Source organism: Vibrio stylophorae, assembly GCF_921293875.1.
GTDB lineage: Bacteria > Pseudomonadota > Gammaproteobacteria > Enterobacterales > Vibrionaceae > Vibrio_A > Vibrio_A stylophorae.
The window spans coordinates 427394-446086 of record NZ_CAKLDI010000002.1; the positions used below are offsets into that span (position 1 = coordinate 427394).

Consider the following 18693-nt stretch of genomic DNA (forward strand, 5'->3'; position numbering starts at 1 on the left):
TTCATGGCTCGTTTTTTTATTGATCGCCCCATTTTTGCTTGGGTTCTAGCGATCATCGTGATGCTGGCGGGGGGATTATCCATCCTCAACTTGCCAGTATCACAGTACCCAACGATTGCGCCGCCGACGGTTGTGATCTCTGCGACCTATCCAGGCGCATCAGCAAAAACCGTGGAAGACTCTGTAACGCAGGTAATTGAACAGCGTATGACAGGTCTTGACCACCTACGCTATATCAGCTCACAAAGTGACAGTTTTGGTAATGCGACCATTACCCTAACCTTCAATGCTGAAGCTGATATCGATATTGCGCAGGTACAGGTACAAAACAAACTCCAACTTGCGATGCCATTGCTACCGCAAGTTGTGCAGGCTCAGGGGATTAGCGTCAACAAAGCCGGTACTGGCTTTTTGATGGTCCTTGGCTTTGTGTCTGAAGATGGCTCCATGGATAAGGCTGATATCGCCGACTATGTGGTTTCCAACATTCAAGACCCAATTAGCCGTGTCACCGGTGTGGGTGATATTCAGATGTTTGGTGCCCAATATGCGATGCGTATTTGGCTAGACCCATATAAGTTGACCCAGTATAGCCTCACCACCAATGACATTGTGCTGGCTATCCGTGAACAAAACGCACAGGTTTCTGCCGGTCAGCTCGGTGGCACACCATCGGTGAAAGGGCAAGAGCTCAACGCAACGGTTTCATCGCAATCATTGCTACAAACACCACAAGAGTTTAAGGACATTGTTCTTAAATCAGATGCTTCAGGTGGTAAAGTCCACCTAGGCGATGTGGCTGAAGTGGAAATGGGCGCTGAAAGCTACATGATCACCTCATACTATAACGGTAAACCTGCTTCTGGTTTGGCGATTCAGCTCGCTGCCGGTGCGAACGCACTAGACACCAAAGATGCTGTATTGAAACGTATGGGTGAGCTAGAGCAGTTCTTCCCACAAGGGCTAAAAATGGTGGTGCCGTTTGATACCACACCATTCGTCAGCAGCTCAATTGAAGGCGTGGTTCATACCCTGCTTGAAGCCGTTGTACTGGTCTTTGTGATCATGTACCTGTTCTTGCAGAACTTCCGCGCAACCTTGATTCCAATGATCGCGGTTCCTGTGGTGCTTCTTGGTACCTTTGGCGTACTGGCTGCCGCTGGATTTTCGATCAACACCTTAACCATGTTTGCCATGGTGCTGGCCATCGGGCTTCTGGTGGATGATGCCATCGTGGTGGTGGAAAACGTTGAACGTGTGATGTCTGAAGAGGGCTGCAGCCCTGTTGAAGCCACGCGTAAATCAATGGATCAGATCACCAGTGCGTTGGTGGGTATCGGTCTGACATTGTCTGCGGTATTCGTACCAATGGCCTTTATGTCTGGTTCAACCGGTGTGATTTATCGTCAGTTCTCGATCACCATTGTGTCTGCAATGGGGCTGTCAGTACTGGTTGCGATTATTTTGACCCCAGCACTTTGTGCCACCATGCTCAAGCCGGTGTCAAAGGGTCACGCTTACACAGATAAAGGTTTCTTTGGCGTATTTAACCGCTGGTTTGATCGCAGTACCAATCGCTATGAGCGCAGTGTCGGCTTTATTATCAAGCGCACCACTCGCTTCTTTATGATCTTCTTGGCTTTGGTGGTTGCAACTGCATGGATTTTCATTCGCATGCCAACCGCATTCTTGCCAAACGAAGACCAAGGCGTCATGTTTGCGCAGGCTATTTTGCCAGCCAACGCAACCCAAGAGCGTACTGAGGCTGTAACACGCAAAATCAATGATTACCTTCTCAATCAAGAAGGCAAATATGTTGAGTCTGTGTTTACCGTATCTGGCTTTAGTTTCGCTGGTATGGGCCAAAACATGGGTATGGCGTTTGTGAACATGAAACCATGGGATGAACGTACTGAGCCTGGCGCTGATGTGCAGTCTGTTGCGCAGCGTGCCATGGGTGCCTTTAGCCAAATTAAAGAAGCCATGGTCTTTGCCTTCGTGCCACCAGCGGTACTTGAATTGGGCACGGCCGATGGTTTTGACCTCTATCTACAAGATAAGAATGGTCAAGGTCATGATGCATTGATTAATGCACGTAACCAAATGCTCGGTATGGCTGCGCAAAATCCAAAACTTGTGGGTGTGCGCCCGAATGGTCAGGAAGATGCGCCGATTTACCAGCTTCATATCGACCATGCCAAACTGCGCGCGCTAAGCCTAAACATCAATGATGTGAACGCGGTGCTTGCGACTGCATGGGGTGGCGCTTACGTGAACGACTTTATCGACCGTGGTCGTATCAAAAAAGTATTCGTTCAAGGTGAAGACCAATACCGTATGCAGCCAAAAGATCTGGATACTTGGTACGTGCGTAACAGCAAAGGCGAAATGGTTCCATTCTCTGCATTTGCCACAGGCTCATGGGAATTTGGCTCACCACGTCTAGAACGCTTTAACGGCCTACCCGCTGTGAACATTCAAGGTTCCACCGTGCCTGGCTACAGCACAGGTGCAGCGATGAACGATATGGAAGCCATTGCAGCCAAACTGCCTGAGGGCTTTGGTATCGAATGGAATGGCCTATCCTATGAAGAGCGCCTGTCTGGCAACCAAGCACCTGCGCTTTATGCGCTGTCAGTGCTAGTCGTCTTCCTCGTGCTTGCGGCCTTGTATGAAAGCTGGTCTGTACCATTTGCGGTTATTTTGGTCATTCCGCTGGGTATTATCGGTGCATTGGTTGCAACTGACTTACGCGGTCTTTCCAATGACGTGTATTTCCAAGTGGGCTTGTTGACCACTGTGGGTCTTGCAACGAAGAACGCCATCTTGATTGTGGAATTTGCTAAAGAGTTCTACGAGAAAGGCGCATCATTAAAAGAAGCAACGCTGCACGCCGTTCGTGTGCGTCTGCGTCCAATCTTGATGACCTCACTGGCCTTTGGTCTTGGTGTTGTGCCTTTGGCAATCAGTACTGGTGTCGGTTCAGGCGCACAAAATGCGATCGGTACAGGCGTACTCGGTGGCATGGTGGGTTCAACCTTCCTTGGTATTTTCTTTGTACCGCTATTCTTTGTGGTGGTTGAGCGTATCTTTAGTAAACGAGAGCGCCAAATCGCACGCGAAGAGCGACTCGCGGATAAAGCGGCCAAATAGATCTGACTGCTTAAATACTCACTTAAAAGCGCTGCCTTGGCAGCGCTTTTTTATTGGGAGCTTGCCCTCAACTCTGCATCATCGCCGATTATCCACACCTGATTAGTCATAATATATGGATAAAATTCATGGAGTTATGTTAATGCATTCATTTCAATTCGAAACTAAAACACTGTGCGCAGCCGCACTTCTCTTTGCCGGTGCTGTTCACGCGGCGCCCATCAGTGAGTCACTTCGCTCAGAGCTTATCGCTGTAGAGCCCTCTGAGATCATACGTGTGCAGTGCGCACAATCCGTATTAGAGATTTATCCCGTTGGTTTTGAACATATTAATCATGTGGCAATTCTCAACCAAGATCACTGGATTGAAGAGATCAATCAAGGCAGTTGGTTTATTGATGACGTGCAATGTGCAGCAGGCGATTTTGCCCTCACCCTCAGTCATCAGCAATATGGGGCGACGGCGCAAAGCCAAATGACCCTGACAGTTTCGAAACCAGATACGGCCGAGGCAACAACAAAGCAAAGCTATCAAACCAAGATTGTCATTAACCCTGAGGATTATTTTTTTGGTGGTAGCGGCGAGTGATCACGCTGCTTTTATCGATACTCTGCCAAATCAAGACTCAGCCAACGCATCAATTAGCAGAACGATAATCATACAAAGCGAATCAACCGACCCTAGAGAGAAGTGAACAGACACTATGGCGACAACATAAAAGCGTCGACATAAAAATGAGATATAAAAAAACGGCGCACTAGGCGCCGTTTTGATTGGCAATATGAAATTAGTTCGCAGCAGCCACCGCTTTGGCATCAGCGCGATCCATCATCGCAATATATTGCTCAACCGCTTTATTAAATTCTGGCCGTTCTTTTTCACTTACCGCGCTAGACATCGGGATATTTGCTGTCAGTGGGTTCACAGGGCGACCATTAATATGCAGCTCATAGTGAATATGCGGTCCAGTCACGCGACCCGTAGCGCCCGCAAGGCCAATCACCTGACCACGTACAACGCGCTGTCCTTTCACCACTTTGATGCGTGATAAGTGTAGGTAGCGCGTCATATATTTACCACCGTGCTGAATCACTACATATTTACCTGCATATGGGTGGTTACGGACCATCTTCACCACGCCATCCCCTGTTGACAACACAGGCGTCCCGGTCGCTGCTGCAAAATCGACGCCATTATGCGGTGCGATGCGGCCTGTGACTGGGTGCTTACGCTTTGGATTAAAGCGAGAGCTGATACGATAAGTTCGGTTCTGCGCATAAGGATAGCGTGAGAATGCACGTGTTAAACTGCGACCTTCGCTGTCATAGTAAGAACCATCGCTGTGCAAGAAGGCGTTAATTTCAGCGCCACGCATCTTGATGCGGAATGCCAAAATTTCAGTGTTCCCACTTGGCTTGCCATCAATAAACTGCTCGCTTCGAATCATGGAGAAGGTATCGCCAGCACGTAGATCGCGCGCAAAGTCTAGTTTCTCTTTAAGCAGGTCGTTAATTTTGACGATCTCAGCCGAAGTCACACCCTGCTTTTTCGCAGATATAGCGAAGTTGTTGTAAATCGGACCGTAAAAGGTTTTCGGAATCCACTGACCTTTGTGGTTGATCTCTTCAAATTCAAAGTGCGCAGGCCCCACTCGGCGGAAAACCACCTGACGGGCTGGATTCAAATAGAGCTCAAGCTTGTCGAGCTGGCGAGTCTCAGGATTCAACCAAAAACTGAGTTTGCTCCCTGCATGCAGGGTATCCAGCGCAAGAATGTTGAGGTCACTCTCCATGACCTGCATCAGGGTTTGCTGACTGATCCAAAGCTTGTCGAAAATCACACTTGGATTATCGAGGTCAGCCACCACATACTCATAATCAGGCTTATCTTCAGGAACCCCTTGCTGCGCTGGCTCCTCTTTTTGCTCAGCAACCACAGGTGGCTGGTAGCTGATGGAATATCGTTCACCGACATTGTGCGTTTTGGCACCCGTGATCGCATAGAGGATCACCGCAAGAATCAACACAATGGGTAGCCACAACCATTTTTGTCGCAAAATGCGAACGAATAAAGAGGCGTTAGTTTGGTTCATTAGAAATAAATTACCTAAAAATCATCAACCTACAGTCAGGGTGATAGAATACTTCACATTCGGCGCGATTTTAACAAAGCCTTTTACAAGCGTCTGCAATCATGATGAAAAATATGACTCGACGCACCAAACAAATGGCGTGTAGACCGCTAAAACAGCGCATTTTAACAAATTCACATCAAAAATTAAGATTTTCATAAAAGGTCCGTCAATTTGTTGCCCAGTCATAGACATAAAAAAAAGGGATTGGTTTCACCCATTCCCTTTAGTGTATGCAATATGTCTAAAATCTCAGGCTCAGCTGTCAGCATAAAAAGACAAATATCGCTTTTGCGACAACCTGTGTTTACATCTGTTTAAACAAAGGCTGTGCACTTCGACTCACGGGCAGGACGCGATCATAACCTTCCAGCTTAACCACTAGGCGACCGGTGATCTCTTTTTTGACACACTCAATGGCGCGAACGCGCGCAATGGTTGCACGATGAATTTGCCAAAATTCATTGGGGTCAAGCTGCTCGACCAGCTCTTTGAGGGGGGTGCGGATCAGAAAACTTTCGTTACCGGTATAGACCATGACATATTTGTCTTCGGCCTGAAAATAGGTCACATCGTTAACAGAAATGAGATGAATTTCATCGCCTTTACTGGCGCGAATCCATGACAAATACTGGCGACTCTCGCCCATTTTCGCACTCAGCGTTTTCAACAAAGCTTCAGTGCGATCATCGCTTTGCTCTTGGCGTTCAAAACGCTGCTGAATTCGCTCACAAGCCACTTGCAATCTCGCTTCAGAAAATGGCTTGAGAAGATAATCCACAGCGTGATATTCAAAGGCGTTCACAGCGTATTCATCATAGGCAGTGACAAATACGATATGGGTTTTTAAACCCAAGCGTCGAATATGTCTTGCCACCTCGACACCCGATTGCCTTGGCATACGAATATCTAAAAAGATAATATCCGGCTCAGTTTGTTCACACAGGCACAGCGCTTCCTCGCCATCTTCTGCCAAACCAACCACGTCTAAATCTGGCCAGATTTCAGCCAATGTTTTTCGTAAATGATGGCGAAGCAACACTTCATCATCAGCAATTATTGCACGCATGGGATCACTATCCTTGAGGTCACACCGCCAGTTGGATTTTCAAAAATATCGAGTTTCGCCTGTAAGCCGTACAAACTTTTGAGCCGCTGGCGAATATTTCCCACACTCACACCATGACCTGGATTGTGATAATCGAATCCCTGTCCATTATCCGCAATCTCCACCATCAGGGTGTCCAGTGTTTGTTTCAGGGTAATGGTAAGCATACCGCCGACGCTAGCACGCTCAATACCATGGGTCACCGCATTTTCAACCAAAGGTTGCAGCAAATGTGGCGGCAATGATTGCTGTAAGTTCACGCAATCACCGCAATCAATGCGATAGGACAAACGCTCACCAAGACGAATCATTTGAATGCCTAAATAGGCTTCAAGTAGATGTAACTCATCTTCCAGTGATACTTGTTCCTGTCGTGTTTTCTTCAAACTAGCGCGCAGCATGTCGGTTAGTTTTTCAAGTAAGCGATTCGCACGCTGTGGATCATGCTCAATCAAAACTTGTAGCGTCGCCAAAGTATTAAAGAGGAAATGCGGCTCAATTTGGCTTTGCAGCAGCTGTAGCTGACTCACTGCCAGCAGTTTTTCTTGCTCACTCTCCTTGGCTTTACTTTTACTCAGCTCAGTTTGAGTAATTAATGCGCGCTCTCGTGACCAAAAGAAATGACAAGCAAAAAAGCTAAAAAACATTGCCACCGCGAGCGTCGGCAAAAAATCAGGAACGCCAATAAATGTGGTTTTACCAACCTGCCAAACCCAAGCATTAATCGAGCCTAATACGAGGCCACCAAGAATGGCAAATAGATAGCGCTTACTAATTGGAATATGTGGCCAACGGTCAACAATGACGTTGGCGATCAGTCCGCAGCCATAGCCATAGCCACAAGCAACGACGAAATGAACGAAAAATGAACCACCAGCAAAACTGTATGCAAAAAAAGCGATCAGTAAACCCAAACCGGTATTAATAATAATATCCGCATACCATTGCTGTAAAAACCTTGCCACATTGCCACCTACGATCCATTCCTTGCCCCAGAATGATACTTCGCAACGACAACTTGCTCTTCACAAGCATTCAAGAATGCGAGAAATGCAAAGCTTTGATCTATCGCGTTTCCGCTTGTTGCAGCCAAAACATGTTCATGGGAAATGCATCCATCTGCACCAGCAGCCCTTGGGCATGGTCATCGATGACTCATCATAAAAATTAGGATTTCAAATCATCATGCTTGACTTTTTTTGAACGTCGCAACGACGCGACTTGGGATCGTTTTTTCATAAGTTATCCACCGTTTCTGTGGGTAACTTCAGCTGTGGACAACTTGTTTCATGAAACACTGGCAAGCTTGATTGTACTGCGATTACAGCCAACTACGGGCAAAATGAAACGCATGCGTGGTTTTACTTTGACTTGAGTAATTGCTCAAATTTACGAACATCCCACCCCACCATCACGCGATCACCAACTTTCAACGCAGGCACTGAACGAATACCTAGCGCATCAAGTTCTTTGCGTCCGCGCTGCATTTTGACGTTACATTCACGATATTGAAGTCCCTTTTCCATCAAATAACGTTTCGCATCTTTGCAATGCGGGCATTTATCGGACACGTATAAGACGATTCTACGCATTTATCTCTCCGTCACAGTTTTCAGACAACAAGCAAAATTGAAGCCGCTATTATCAGCATATTGACTCACCATGCAACGAGGTTTCTATGCGCGGTCTTCAATTGATTGGCCTCTCCGTTCTTTTTCTACTTACAGGCTGCACCACAAGTCAGGTCGATTACGATCCAGACTTAGATTATCGCCAATACCTTCGTTATGCATTTACCGAAAGACGCGACGACATCACCATTACCCTAGATGATGCGCGCATTGAACAGGCACTGAAATCAGCACTCGCTACCAAAGGGTTAGTTCTAGACCCCGATCATCCACAAATGATGGTGTTTTATGGCATTCAAACGCAGACAGAGTTCAATGCTTCTGGCCCCAGCTTTGGCTTTGGTTTTGGATCCGGCGGTCTCGGCGTTGGCGTCAGCACACCGCAACAATATGAAGAAGATATTCGCGATTACGTTTCCATTCGCTTTGTGGATGCCAAAACCAAGCAAGTGATCTGGCAAGCGGTGGACAAAAATGCCCTGCCGAGCAGCAATGATCCCGAGCAGCGCATCAATGCAATCACTCAATCCGTACTCAAACTTGTCGAACAATATCCGCCAACTTATTAGCGCAGATAAAAAAAGCCCTCCAGGCAGTGGAGGGCAAAGGTACGTTATGGGGAAACGTATTTAAGTCTACTCTTGTAGCAGCGGTGAAATGGTCTCACACCGCACTACGCCCCATGTTAGGAAACTGCTAACACTTGGTTAATCTCTGTTTTGATATTGTCAGATTGTGTACCAAAAATTGCCTGAAGGTTATCGCCAATCACCACCACATCCATGGCACCAAGGGCTTTGATCTTATCAATATCCACTTTTGCCATATCTTTTACCGACACACGCAGCCGTGTAATACATGCATCGACCGACTTGATATTGGCTTTGTGGCCCAGCGCAATCACAATATCACCGGCCAATTGATCAATGGCTTTGTTGATAGTGACTCGAGTTTCATCGTTGTCACGCCCCGGTGTTTTCAAATCCAACTTCACGATGAGGAAACGGAACAAACCGTAGTACAGCAGCGCCCAAATTGGACCAATAATGGCAAACATCCATGCGTTGCTTGAAAGCGGATAGTAAAGGAAGAATTGAATGGCGCCATGAGCAAAATCAGTGCTGTGTTTAATCTCAAGCATGGCGGTGATCGCAAAGGCAATCCCAGTCAAAATAATATGAATCACATATAAAATAGGCGCGACAAATAGGAAGGTAAACTCAATCGGTTCAGTAATACCTGTTAGCCACGAAGTCAGTGCTGCAGAGGCCATTAAGCCGCCAACTAGCTTTTTACGTTTAGTGTCAGCACAGTGATAAATAGCCAATGCGGCAGCAGGCAATGCCCACATGGAGTACATAAAGCCACCTGAAAGGTATCCTGCGGTTTTGTCACCAGCAAAGAATCGTGTCAACTCGCCTGTAATGGTTTTCCCTGTGTCTGGGTCAACATAGCTACCCACTTCAAAGAAAAACGGTGCATTCCAAATATGGTGCAAACCCACAGGAAGCAATGAGCGTTCACCCGCACCATAAATACCCCAAGCAAGCACTGGGTTTTGATAAGCGGCCCAATGTGAGAAATGATCAAGCATTGCACCTACAGGTGGCCATGCAAATGCCATCAAAGCGCCAATTAAAATCGCACTTAACCCCGTCATAATCGGAACAAAGCGTTTACCACCAAAAAAGCCGAGATATTCAGGCAAGCGAATATTGTGGTAACGGTTGTAAAGCCCTGCGGCAACCATCCCCATGATAATCCCGCCAAATACCCCAGTTTGTAATGTCTCTACACCGAGTAATGTGGCATCGGTTTGCATACCGCGTAGATCAATCACAATACCCATGGCGCCATTCATAATAATTAAGCCAACAATACCGGCCAACGCCGCTGCGCCATCATTGTCTTTGGCTAAACCTACGGCTACACCCACAGCAAACATTAGCTGCATATTGCCAAACACCCCATTCCCTGCAGCAAGCATGACACGGTTAATCGCCTCAGGAATAATATCAAAACCTGCATTTCCCAAGCCCAGCATTAAACCTGCTACTGGTAATACTGCAACAGGCAACATTAACGAGCGGCCAACACGCTGCAACTGGCCAAATATCTGACCAAATATTGCGCGCGCAACACTTTTTTGTGATTGGGACATAGCCCCTCCTTATTCTCTTTTTAACCTTGGCAGTCATTCAATGGATGGCTGAATCACTACACCTTTGTTTCACCTAGCAATCACTACTGTATGTCGTTATCACAAGCTGAAGGTTGCAAAGAGAAAGGGCTTTGTAACCGAACACTTACAAAGTCATAAGAATCGATTGAAATTGTGTGCGCTGGTTAATGGAGCCTAGAGCACAGTTTTTGACACAATAGCGCCAGAATCAGTTCTAAGGAGTCTTGAGTGACGAGTACACGCACAATTTTAGTTGTCGACGATAATGATGAGCTTAGAGAAGCCTTACATGACTATTTAACCAAGGCGGGCTTTATTGTGCTTTGCGCGCAAGATGGCAAAGCCATGTGGCAGCAGCTTGATCAACATGGCGTTGACCTCATCATCTTGGATATTATGATGCCCGGCGATGATGGATTTACCCTGTGCAGAGAGCTTCGCCGAACGTCTAACATGCCAATTATTATGCTCACAGCCGTGAGTGATGAGATTGATCGTGTCGCGGGTCTTGAGATGGGTGCCGATGATTACATCACTAAGTCCTTTAGCCCACGTGAGCTGCTCGCTCGTATCAAAACCATTTTGCGTCGTAGCCAACAACAAAGCAGCCATCATATGGCGCGGCGTATTCACTTTGCAGGCTGGACGCTCAATACGGTTACTCGTCAATTAACCCATCCCCAGAAATCAAGCAAACAACTTTCAGGCGCTGATCTTTCGTTGCTTGGGCTATTTCTCGCGCAACCCGAGGGGCTTTTATCTCGTGATGATATTGCCCAAGCGATCTGGGGGCGAGATGCCGAACCACTAGAGCGTGGCATTGATGTACAAATCAGCCGTTTACGTCATCATCTCGAAGACAAAGACCGCCAGCTGATTCTCACCGTGCGAAATAAAGGCTATATGCTCACAGCCGCCGTTCATTGCGATTAATTCGCCGCGCCTAGTTTACCCATGGCTAAGACAGCTTTTGACCAAAAGGAACCACAGGTGACCCCACAAAACTGGCTCAAAGGCCCGAAAACCCTTGCCACACGCACAAGTTTATTACTCATGGGTGTAATTATCTTGGCCCAGCTACTGGCGGCCACCATTTGGTATCAGCACAGTAGCCAGCGCGAGCAAGAAGGGCTCGTCACCACCGTGCGCAGCCTAGCACTAAGCGCGGCATCAACCATTTCATTTTTCTCGGCGCTGCCCCCTGAATACCGCCATTTGGTTTTAAATCAACTGCGCAGCATGGGTGGCACTCGTTTTTTTGTCTCGCTCAATGATCATGAAATACCGGTACAACCACTGCCCAATAGCGAACGTAAAACCTTGGTTTTAGATGAGGTGGCCAATGTTTTGAAAGAAGAGCTTGGTGATACATCACAGATTCAATTGGAATTTACCCAGCGCGATCAACTCAAAGTCTTTAACAAAGAGATCAGCATCGATGCCTTGCCCTTAATGTGGGCGCATTACAGCCTTTCCTATGGCGAAATCAACCCACCAATCTTAGTGATGCAGATTGAAGTCGCCCCCCAGCAATGGTTTTATCTTGCGGCAGTCTTGCCAGCGCCCTATGTCCAGTTAGAAACGCCATTGATCAGCCACAAAGAGATTCTATCTTTGCTGCTGTCGGGATTACTGTTGATGAGTGTGACTTGGTGGCTGGTACGAAAAGAGCTACAACCACTGAAAAATTTAGCAAAAGCGGCCACTTTAATGTCGAGCAGGTTAAAAGTGCCAGAGGTAAAAGAGCAAGGCAGTGCAGAGTTAATTGCCGCCATTCGCGCCTTTAATAAAATGAATCGCCGGATTAATGCGCATATGCATGAGCGCGATATGCTATTTGGCGCTATTTCTCACGATCTCAAAACCCCCATCGCTTGTTTAAAACTGCGCATTGAAATGTTGGACGATGAACAAGAGCGCATCAAATTACAGCGTATCGTCTCTGATTTAGAGCTGATGGTAAAAGGTGCGTTGCAATGCATTGTCGAAACGGATATTCATGAAGAGATTGAAGCTATTGATTTAAATCAGCTACTGACCCATTGTCAGCTCGCCTTTGAGCAAAAGGTGCAGATCAACGGCCAAATTCAAACGCCTTTTATTGGCAAACCTTTGGCGATCAAGCGCGCGATCAGTAACCTCATTCATAATGCCGTAAAATATGGCGAGCGCGCCTATATATCGCTACACGAGACAGAAGATCGGATTATTTTAACGGTCACCGATGATGGCCCACCGATCAACTGCGAACGTTTGAATCAATGGTTTGCCCCCTATTATCGCGATCAGTCCACCATGCATCACGAAGGCCATGGGCTAGGGCTCACCATCTCTAAAAGTATTGCCAAAGCGCATGGCGGTGACCTGCTTTTAAGTCAATCAAGTTCAGGCGGCCTTGCTGCAACACTCTATTTTGTCAGGGATTAATTTTGATGTTCAAATCCAAGCTGATAGCCCTTGCTGCTATATCGTTTTTAATACCCTTTTCAAGCGTGGCTAAAGCTCAATCTGCCGAGCTCCTGCATTGGTGGACAGCACCTGGCGAACAAGGTGCTTTACATGTCATCAGCCAAGCGCTGGCATCTTCAAATCCGACCATCGATCTGATATCAGTTAGTGGCGGCGGTGGTGACAACGCCATGACAGTACTGCAAGCCAAAGCACTGGCAGGCACCATGCCCTTTATCGCACAAATTGAAGGCGCGCATATCGATGCGTGGGATGCCATTGGTCTTATTCAAAATTTAGACACGATAGCGAAGCGCGAAAATTGGGATCAATCGCTTTACCCGCTCGCAAAGCAGATCAACCAAAATGATCAAGGTGAATATGTTGCACTACCACTAACACTACATCGTATGAACTGGCTTTGGGTCAATGAGCCACTGCGTAAACAACTCAATATTGCGCCGCCTAAAAACTGGCCAGAGTTACTCGCCGCTATGCAGACCGCAAAATCAGCAGGGATCACCCCTCTTTCTCTCGGCAGTGATGAGTGGCAAGTTGCGCTTCTTTTTGAAAACTTAACCCTCTCCCTACATGGAAAGGATTTTTATCAACAAGCATTAGTACAGCTTGATCCAACTGCATTGAACTCAGATAAAATGCGGCAAACCCTGCATGCATTTCGTCAATTGAGCCAATTAGTTGGTCGACATATACCGCACCAACCATGGAATGAAGCCACCTCTCAGTTAGCCAAAGGCGAGGCACTGTTTCAGATAGGAGGCGATTGGATTTTAGGGGAGCTTTTAGCAGCAGATGTCGCCATACCTGATACCATTAATTGCTATGCCATGCCGGGAACTGAGCAGCATTTTGTCTATAACATGGATAGTTTTATTTTCTTTAAAATCAATACAATCGATAAAAAATCGCAGGCACAAATCATTGAGCAATTGAGTAGCCGCACACTACAAAAGCAGTTCAACCTAAAAAAAGGCGCCATTCCAGTGCGCCAAGATATAGATCTCAGCGATTTTACCTCCTGCCAAAAACGTGCGGCAGCAGCCTTTACCAAGGCCAGCGAATCTGGTCTTGCCATTCCCAGTATGACAGATTCCATGGCGCTGCCACCGGTGGCTCAGCGTGCTATGACCAATGAACTGTTCCGCTTTTTCATGCAATCTAATATCAGTGAGCAAGTTTTAATTGAACGCCTGATTAGTATTGCGCAAGCGGAAATTTAACCTTTCACACTCATTAAGCATTACATAATTTTGTTACTCCTTTTCCACCCCGCCACTTAATGGACCTACTTGCGCGTGGCGATCGGCTAGCATATATTGGCGAAAAAATAGGGGTGAAATCGATATGGCTTTAGCACTTTTAGGAAATATTATTTGGCTATTTTTTGGCGGCTGGATGGTCGGCTTGGGCTATTTGCTCGGCGCCATTGTGCTCTTTCCGCTGTTACCATTTTTACTGCCTTTTATCAGTTATGCCTTTTGGCCTTTTGGTCGACGCCCTGTGAGTAAAAAAGCGATTCGTGTTTATCAAGAGCTCACCTTTCAACCAATCTTCGAAGATCGCTTTGAAAAAGCATCAGCAACAGTGAAATTTTTAGCCAATGTGGTTTGGGGATTCACCTTTGGTTGGGTTTTAGCGCTCATTCATTTGATCTGCGCGCTCATGAATTTAATGGCCTGCCTTGCGATTGTGACCATTCCACTGACGCTGCCTAATGTCTTCGCGCATATCAAACTGATGCCTGTTGCACTTTGTCCCTTTGGTACTCGCTTGGTTGATAGCCAACTTGCAGATGAAATTGAAGTGACCTACGCTCGCTCTTTTCTCTAGCTCGCTCGTGATACCCGCAATAATGCCGAAATAATCTCGGCATTTTTATGCGCCTGTTACTGCCTATTTCTCATCTCTATTCTTCTGCCAATTTGCGCATATTTTCTTCATGGTTTGATTCAAACTTAATCTATGCATAATAATCATGAATAGGATGACATCATTTCATTTTCGTCATAGTTATTTTCGCACTACAATCATCACCAACAGTTCATGCTGCCTCAGTTGGAGTTTCCATGTTTAACGCATTAGTTTTAAATCAAGAAGAAAAACGCACCATCGCCGCCTTGACTCAATTGGATGAGTCACAATTACCTGCAGGTGATGTGCTCATCGATGTTGATTACTCCTCTTTAAATTACAAAGATGGTCTTGCTATCACAGGCAAGGGCAAAATTATTCGTGAATTTCCAATGGTGCCTGGCATTGATTTGGCCGGTACTGTGCTTCAATCAGAAGACGCACGCTATCAAGCGGGTGATCAAGTGGTTCTCACTGGCTGGGGTGTGGGTGAAAACCATTGGGGCGGCATGGCCGAGCGCGCTCGCCTAAAAGCCGACTGGCTGGTACCTCTACCGCAAGGCATCGATAGCAAAAAAGCAATGATGGTGGGTACTGCAGGTTTTACCGCCATGCTATGTGTACAAGCACTACTTGATGGCGGTGTAAAACCTGAAGATGGTGAAGTGGTTGTCACTGGCGCCAGTGGCGGTGTGGGCTCCGTCGCCGTCACCTTACTTGCTGCACTTGGCTATCAAGTGGCCGCTGTCACAGGGCGTGTTGAGGTCAATGGACCACTTCTTCAGCAACTTGGCGCAAAACGCATTATAGATCGCAGTGAATTTGAAGAACCTGCCCGCCCGTTAGAGAAACAGATCTGGGCGGGCGCAGTAGATACCGTAGGTAGCAAAGTTCTCGCAAAACTGCTTGCGCAAATGGACTATAACAGCACAGTTGCAGCCTGTGGCCTTGCTGGTGGCTTTGATCTGCCAACCACAGTGATGCCATTTATTTTGCGCAATGTGCGCTTGCAAGGTGTGGATTCTGTGTCTTGCCCACGTGAAAAACGTATGGCTGCATGGGAAAAACTCGTATCTCTGCTACCAGAAAGCTACTTTACACAAGCGTGCCAAGAGATCAGTCTTGAGCAAGCACCAGAATATGCTGAAGCGATCACCAATGGCCAAGTCACTGGCCGCGTTGTGATCAAATTGAAATAAATTCTGAAAAGAGCTAAGCCATCTCACTTGGCTCTTTTTGAATACGTAGGAAGTAGGACAAAGCCGAGCATTGCTCGGCTTTTTTTATGGGTAAACATTGAAACGCGATGTGTTATGCAAGACGGTTAATGATATCGGTAATATCTTCAGTTAATACATCGTCATTGACTGCTGAGCGTTTACCTGAGCTGGATTCTTCCTCAGTAGCTGGCGTAGCCTCTTGCTCTGTTGGCGTGGGTGGCACTTCTTTTTCAATCCATAAACCAACTGCTTTCAAACCATCGCACAGCTCACCTAAGCATTGTTCCCAGTGAGAAATGGTTGGCTCTTCCGCAAGATCGCAAATACGTGACAGCATCACGCCGCGGCTCACACTAATCATCTCTTCAGCTGCCGACAACGGTGACCATGTCGCATTTTGTCCGTGATACCACTTCACCGCTTTTAGACTGAGCAGATCGACACCCCAGTAGGATTGCTGTAACTCAAGCTCAGGCAAAATACGCTGTGGATCCGAGGCTAAAAACGAATCGTAATAAGTGGTTCGCTGATGATGCGTTTCAATAAATTGCTGCACCATTTTGGGTAACAGCGCTTTTTTAACGGCAGAAAAACCCGTACGAAGCGCATTCATACCTTGACGGCGAACCATACCGTAGTGCTGTCGAACTTCATTGAGATAAAGTGCAGGAATACCATTTAAAACAACAGTACGCGCTGGTCCATGGGTCATCATTTGTGAGCATGACAGTGCAAAAGGTGCACCCGTACCATGGGCCAACACAGCATAATTTTCTAGTGATAATGCCTTCACCAACGCCATCATATCTGCGTTCCAATCGCTGATATATTTATACTCTGCAGGCGTTGAAGAACCGTAGCCGGGACGTGCAATTGCAATGATTTTAAAACCATACTGCACAGCAGCTGCTTCTAAATCAGGACAAATCTGAACCCCACCCAATAAATCATGGAAAAAGACCACTGGATAAGCATCCATTTCGCCATATTGCTCGATTTCGATCGTGCGTCCCTCTGTGACTTTAATTTGTCTAGACATAGTGACTCCTTACACGATTGCCATCCGTAACCGATGCGAACGATACATCAATACACATTTAAATTTATAAAATTGTTAAAATGTAACTCTCTATCCTAACTCTATCCCGAATCCGACCGAGACAACATCAAAAGCGTATCAAACTGACTAATTGCTCATACTTTTGAGCATTAGTGCACAAATATTTTGAACTAGGCACAATTTCCTTGGCTAAAAATTCTTATAAACCAAGCTCATCGAGTAGATCATTAGGTACATGTGCTGCCGTTGTGTTAGCCGCTTTTTCTTTATAGGTCGCAATTAATGCATCTGGATCAATTTCTTCTACCACATCGGCTTCTTTGATTTTGAAGAACTCAGTCTTATCCATCGCTAATTCAAGATAAAAAATATTGTTGTTGCGCGTCATAAAACTCACGCGACGCATTTGAGGCTCATTAAGGTTCGTATCCAGAGAAACCATTACCTTTTGGCTGATGGCGAGCATCTTTGGTTGGCTTTGATTAATATTGGTTTGCAATTCACGGCTGATAATGCCGGTAAAATGCCCCAACATTTGGTTCATCAACTCACCCAGAACATTGGCCACATCATCGGAGGTATGCAGGGTTGCAATCTCCTCTTCAGGAATCCCCATTTGACGCATAAAGCCCTGATATAATTCAAGCGCTGCAGCTGCGCTAAAGTTAATCACCACCAGCCCTGAAAACGCACCATCAAACAAGACGAAGCAACCGATATCAGGCTTTAATCCGGTTTTTTGAATCCGTTGAACCATCCCCGAGTAACGCACGTCATTTTTTGAGGCTGCTGAGAGTACCCCGACAACGGAATCACACAAAGTGTGCAAAATATCATCTGTTGTGACTAATTCTTGATTACGCATATGATCTCCTTTTGATTCTATTTTTGATCATAAATTACAGAGACACTTTTCTACCACGGCAAAGGCGTCATGTCTGTTATTTGCGCCATTTTTATTGAATAAAAGACAAAAACAAAAAAGCCCGCATACTGCGGGCAAAAATATCGTCCACCATGTCAAAATCAAATCAACTCGCACATTTCATTGGTTCAGACACTACATGTCCCTGATCAAGGTATTGGATCACGTCGCAACGCTGCTGCATTGCTATACAATTGGTGGCGACCAAGAGTGTGGCGCCAATCTCACGGCTCATCGATACGAGTAGCTGGGCAATGATACTCGCTTCGCTATCGTTCAAATCTGCCGTAGGCTCATCCGCAACCACCACCAAAGGTTTGGCGATCATTGCGCGAGCCACTGCAATGCGCTGCTGCTCATAAAGGGAAATATCTGCAGGCATCTTGTGACAGAGTCCTTGCAAATCCAATTTAGCAACCATCGCATCCACTAAAGTTTGACGCTCACTGGCTTCCATGCCTTTCAAAATAAGGGGGTATTCAAGGTTTTCATAGATGTTCATGACGGGAATGAGATTGCAACGCTCAAAGACAAAGCTGATGTACTCACGACGCGCAAGCACCGCTTCTCCAGGCACGACAGACATTTTTTGTCCATTAATAAAAAGCTTGCCACGATACTCATAATCGACAAGGCCACAGATATTGAGCAGTGTACTTTTGCCTGCCCCTGAGCCGCCTGAGATGGCTGTCATTTGCCCGGCTGGTACCGACAATGAAATCGTTTGTAGCGCAGGTATGCGCTTGCCATTGACTGGGTAAGTTTTAAAAATTTTCTCAAAGCGAATCATCTGCTTCTCCTCCATGAGTATTTTGACCTTCTACATCACTCGGACGACCGGTCGTAGCAGCGTTTAGCAATTGAGTGCTAATTTACAAATTTTACCTTACGAAAAAACATCAATGCGATAAATGGAAAATGAATCAGATAAATGGCCCATATTGCCGCTATAGCGCTTTGAT

16 protein-coding genes are annotated in these 18693 nt (G+C 46.4%); 8 read left to right on the forward strand and 8 right to left on the reverse strand.

Features of this window, described 5'->3' with window-relative positions:
• Nucleotides 1–3: 3 nt before the first annotated feature.
• Together L9P36_RS15630 and L9P36_RS15635 are read left to right on the forward strand one after the other, a co-directional pair.
• Nucleotides 4–3153 (forward strand): efflux RND transporter permease subunit, encoded by a 3150-nt coding sequence (locus tag L9P36_RS15630; protein WP_237468560.1) that lies wholly within the window; start codon nt 4–6, stop codon nt 3151–3153.
• 142 nt (nt 3154–3295) lie between these two features.
• Entirely contained in the window at nt 3296–3742 is a 447-nt protein-coding gene (locus tag L9P36_RS15635) for a hypothetical protein (protein WP_237468561.1), read from the forward strand.
• A gap of 199 nt (nt 3743–3941) precedes the next feature.
• Here the strand turns inward: L9P36_RS15635 and L9P36_RS15640 are convergent, their stop codons facing one another.
• From L9P36_RS15640 to L9P36_RS15655, 4 genes are all read right to left on the reverse strand, one after another.
• A complete protein-coding gene (locus L9P36_RS15640) occupies nt 3942–5246 on the reverse strand; it encodes a peptidoglycan DD-metalloendopeptidase family protein (RefSeq protein ID WP_237468562.1) in 1305 nt (434 codons plus the stop codon).
• Nucleotides 5247–5592: 346 nt separating this feature from the next.
• A complete protein-coding gene (locus L9P36_RS15645; protein ID WP_237468563.1) occupies nt 5593–6354 on the reverse strand; it encodes a LytR/AlgR family response regulator transcription factor in 762 nt (253 codons plus the stop codon).
• On the reverse strand, nt 6342–7358 hold the full coding sequence (locus L9P36_RS15650) for a sensor histidine kinase (protein WP_237468564.1): 1017 nt from the start codon (nt 7356–7358) through the stop codon (nt 6342–6344). The genes L9P36_RS15645 and L9P36_RS15650 overlap by 13 nt, the downstream gene beginning before the upstream one ends.
• 396 nt (nt 7359–7754) lie before the next feature.
• On the reverse strand, nt 7755–7985 hold the full coding sequence (locus tag L9P36_RS15655) for a glutaredoxin family protein (protein ID WP_237468565.1): 231 nt from the start codon (nt 7983–7985) through the stop codon (nt 7755–7757).
• Nucleotides 7986–8071: 86 nt separating this feature from the next.
• Between L9P36_RS15655 and L9P36_RS15660 the strand changes: the two genes are divergently transcribed.
• Nucleotides 8072–8593, forward strand: coding sequence for a DUF4136 domain-containing protein (locus L9P36_RS15660; protein ID WP_237468566.1), 522 nt, complete (start codon nt 8072–8074; stop codon nt 8591–8593).
• A 116-nt stretch (nt 8594–8709) separates the two neighbouring features.
• Here the strand turns inward: L9P36_RS15660 and ptsG are convergent, their stop codons facing one another.
• Complete coding sequence (gene ptsG, locus L9P36_RS15665; RefSeq protein ID WP_435532786.1) at nt 8710–10185, reverse strand: glucose-specific PTS transporter subunit IIBC; 1476 nt, start codon at nt 10183–10185, stop codon at nt 8710–8712.
• 249 nt (nt 10186–10434) lie between these two features.
• Here ptsG and L9P36_RS15670 point away from each other — a divergent pair, with 249 nt between their 5' ends.
• From L9P36_RS15670 to acuI, 5 genes are all read left to right on the forward strand, one after another.
• On the forward strand, nt 10435–11139 hold the full coding sequence (locus L9P36_RS15670) for a response regulator transcription factor (RefSeq protein WP_237468567.1): 705 nt from the start codon (nt 10435–10437) through the stop codon (nt 11137–11139).
• A gap of 120 nt (nt 11140–11259) precedes the next feature.
• Nucleotides 11260–12633, forward strand: a complete 1374-nt coding sequence (locus L9P36_RS15675; protein ID WP_237468679.1) for an ATP-binding protein — start codon at nt 11260–11262, stop codon at nt 12631–12633.
• Nucleotides 12634–12638: 5 nt separating this feature from the next.
• Nucleotides 12639–13895, forward strand: coding sequence for an ABC transporter substrate-binding protein (locus L9P36_RS15680; RefSeq protein ID WP_237468568.1), 1257 nt, complete (start codon nt 12639–12641; stop codon nt 13893–13895).
• Between the two features lie 124 nt (nt 13896–14019).
• On the forward strand, nt 14020–14505 hold the full coding sequence (locus L9P36_RS15685) for a YccF domain-containing protein (RefSeq protein WP_237468569.1): 486 nt from the start codon (nt 14020–14022) through the stop codon (nt 14503–14505).
• A gap of 236 nt (nt 14506–14741) precedes the next feature.
• Nucleotides 14742–15725 carry an acrylyl-CoA reductase (NADPH) gene (gene acuI / locus L9P36_RS15690; protein ID WP_237468570.1) on the forward strand — a complete coding sequence of 328 codons (984 nt, stop codon included), beginning with the start codon at nt 14742–14744 and terminating at the stop codon, nt 15723–15725.
• A gap of 112 nt (nt 15726–15837) precedes the next feature.
• Here the strand turns inward: acuI and L9P36_RS15695 are convergent, their stop codons facing one another.
• The 3 genes from L9P36_RS15695 to L9P36_RS15705 form a co-directional block, all read right to left on the reverse strand.
• Entirely contained in the window at nt 15838–16785 is a 948-nt protein-coding gene (locus L9P36_RS15695; RefSeq protein WP_237468571.1) for an alpha/beta fold hydrolase, read from the reverse strand.
• Nucleotides 16786–17005: 220 nt separating this feature from the next.
• Nucleotides 17006–17671, reverse strand: a complete 666-nt coding sequence (locus L9P36_RS15700) for a DUF3334 family protein (protein WP_237468572.1) — start codon at nt 17669–17671, stop codon at nt 17006–17008.
• Between the two features lie 166 nt (nt 17672–17837).
• Nucleotides 17838–18521, reverse strand: a complete 684-nt coding sequence (locus L9P36_RS15705) for an ABC transporter ATP-binding protein (protein ID WP_237468573.1) — start codon at nt 18519–18521, stop codon at nt 17838–17840.
• Nucleotides 18522–18693: the final 172 nt, after the last annotated feature.

What these genes read in the sequence shown, in the direction of transcription:
- L9P36_RS15630 (WP_237468560.1), top strand. Translation starts at nt 4, where the DNA reads ATGGCTCGTTTTTTTATTGATCGCCCCATTTTTGCTTGGGTTCTAGCG.
- L9P36_RS15635 (WP_237468561.1), top strand. Translation starts at nt 3,296, where the DNA reads ATGCATTCATTTCAATTCGAAACTAAAACACTGTGCGCAGCCGCACTT.
- L9P36_RS15640 (WP_237468562.1), bottom strand. Translation starts at nt 5,246, where the DNA reads ATGAACCAAACTAACGCCTCTTTATTCGTTCGCATTTTGCGACAAAAA.
- L9P36_RS15645 (WP_237468563.1), bottom strand. Translation starts at nt 6,354, where the DNA reads ATGCGTGCAATAATTGCTGATGATGAAGTGTTGCTTCGCCATCATTTA.
- L9P36_RS15655 (WP_237468565.1), bottom strand. Translation starts at nt 7,985, where the DNA reads ATGCGTAGAATCGTCTTATACGTGTCCGATAAATGCCCGCATTGCAAA.
- L9P36_RS15660 (WP_237468566.1), top strand. Translation starts at nt 8,072, where the DNA reads ATGCGCGGTCTTCAATTGATTGGCCTCTCCGTTCTTTTTCTACTTACA.
- ptsG (WP_435532786.1), bottom strand. Translation starts at nt 10,185, where the DNA reads ATGTCCCAATCACAAAAAAGTGTTGCGCGCGCAATATTTGGTCAGATA.
- L9P36_RS15675 (WP_237468679.1), top strand. Translation starts at nt 11,260, where the DNA reads ATGGGTGTAATTATCTTGGCCCAGCTACTGGCGGCCACCATTTGGTAT.
- L9P36_RS15680 (WP_237468568.1), top strand. Translation starts at nt 12,639, where the DNA reads ATGTTCAAATCCAAGCTGATAGCCCTTGCTGCTATATCGTTTTTAATA.
- L9P36_RS15685 (WP_237468569.1), top strand. Translation starts at nt 14,020, where the DNA reads ATGGCTTTAGCACTTTTAGGAAATATTATTTGGCTATTTTTTGGCGGC.
- acuI (WP_237468570.1), top strand. Translation starts at nt 14,742, where the DNA reads ATGTTTAACGCATTAGTTTTAAATCAAGAAGAAAAACGCACCATCGCC.
- L9P36_RS15695 (WP_237468571.1), bottom strand. Translation starts at nt 16,785, where the DNA reads ATGTCTAGACAAATTAAAGTCACAGAGGGACGCACGATCGAAATCGAG.
- L9P36_RS15700 (WP_237468572.1), bottom strand. Translation starts at nt 17,671, where the DNA reads ATGCGTAATCAAGAATTAGTCACAACAGATGATATTTTGCACACTTTG.
- L9P36_RS15705 (WP_237468573.1), bottom strand. Translation starts at nt 18,521, where the DNA reads ATGATTCGCTTTGAGAAAATTTTTAAAACTTACCCAGTCAATGGCAAG.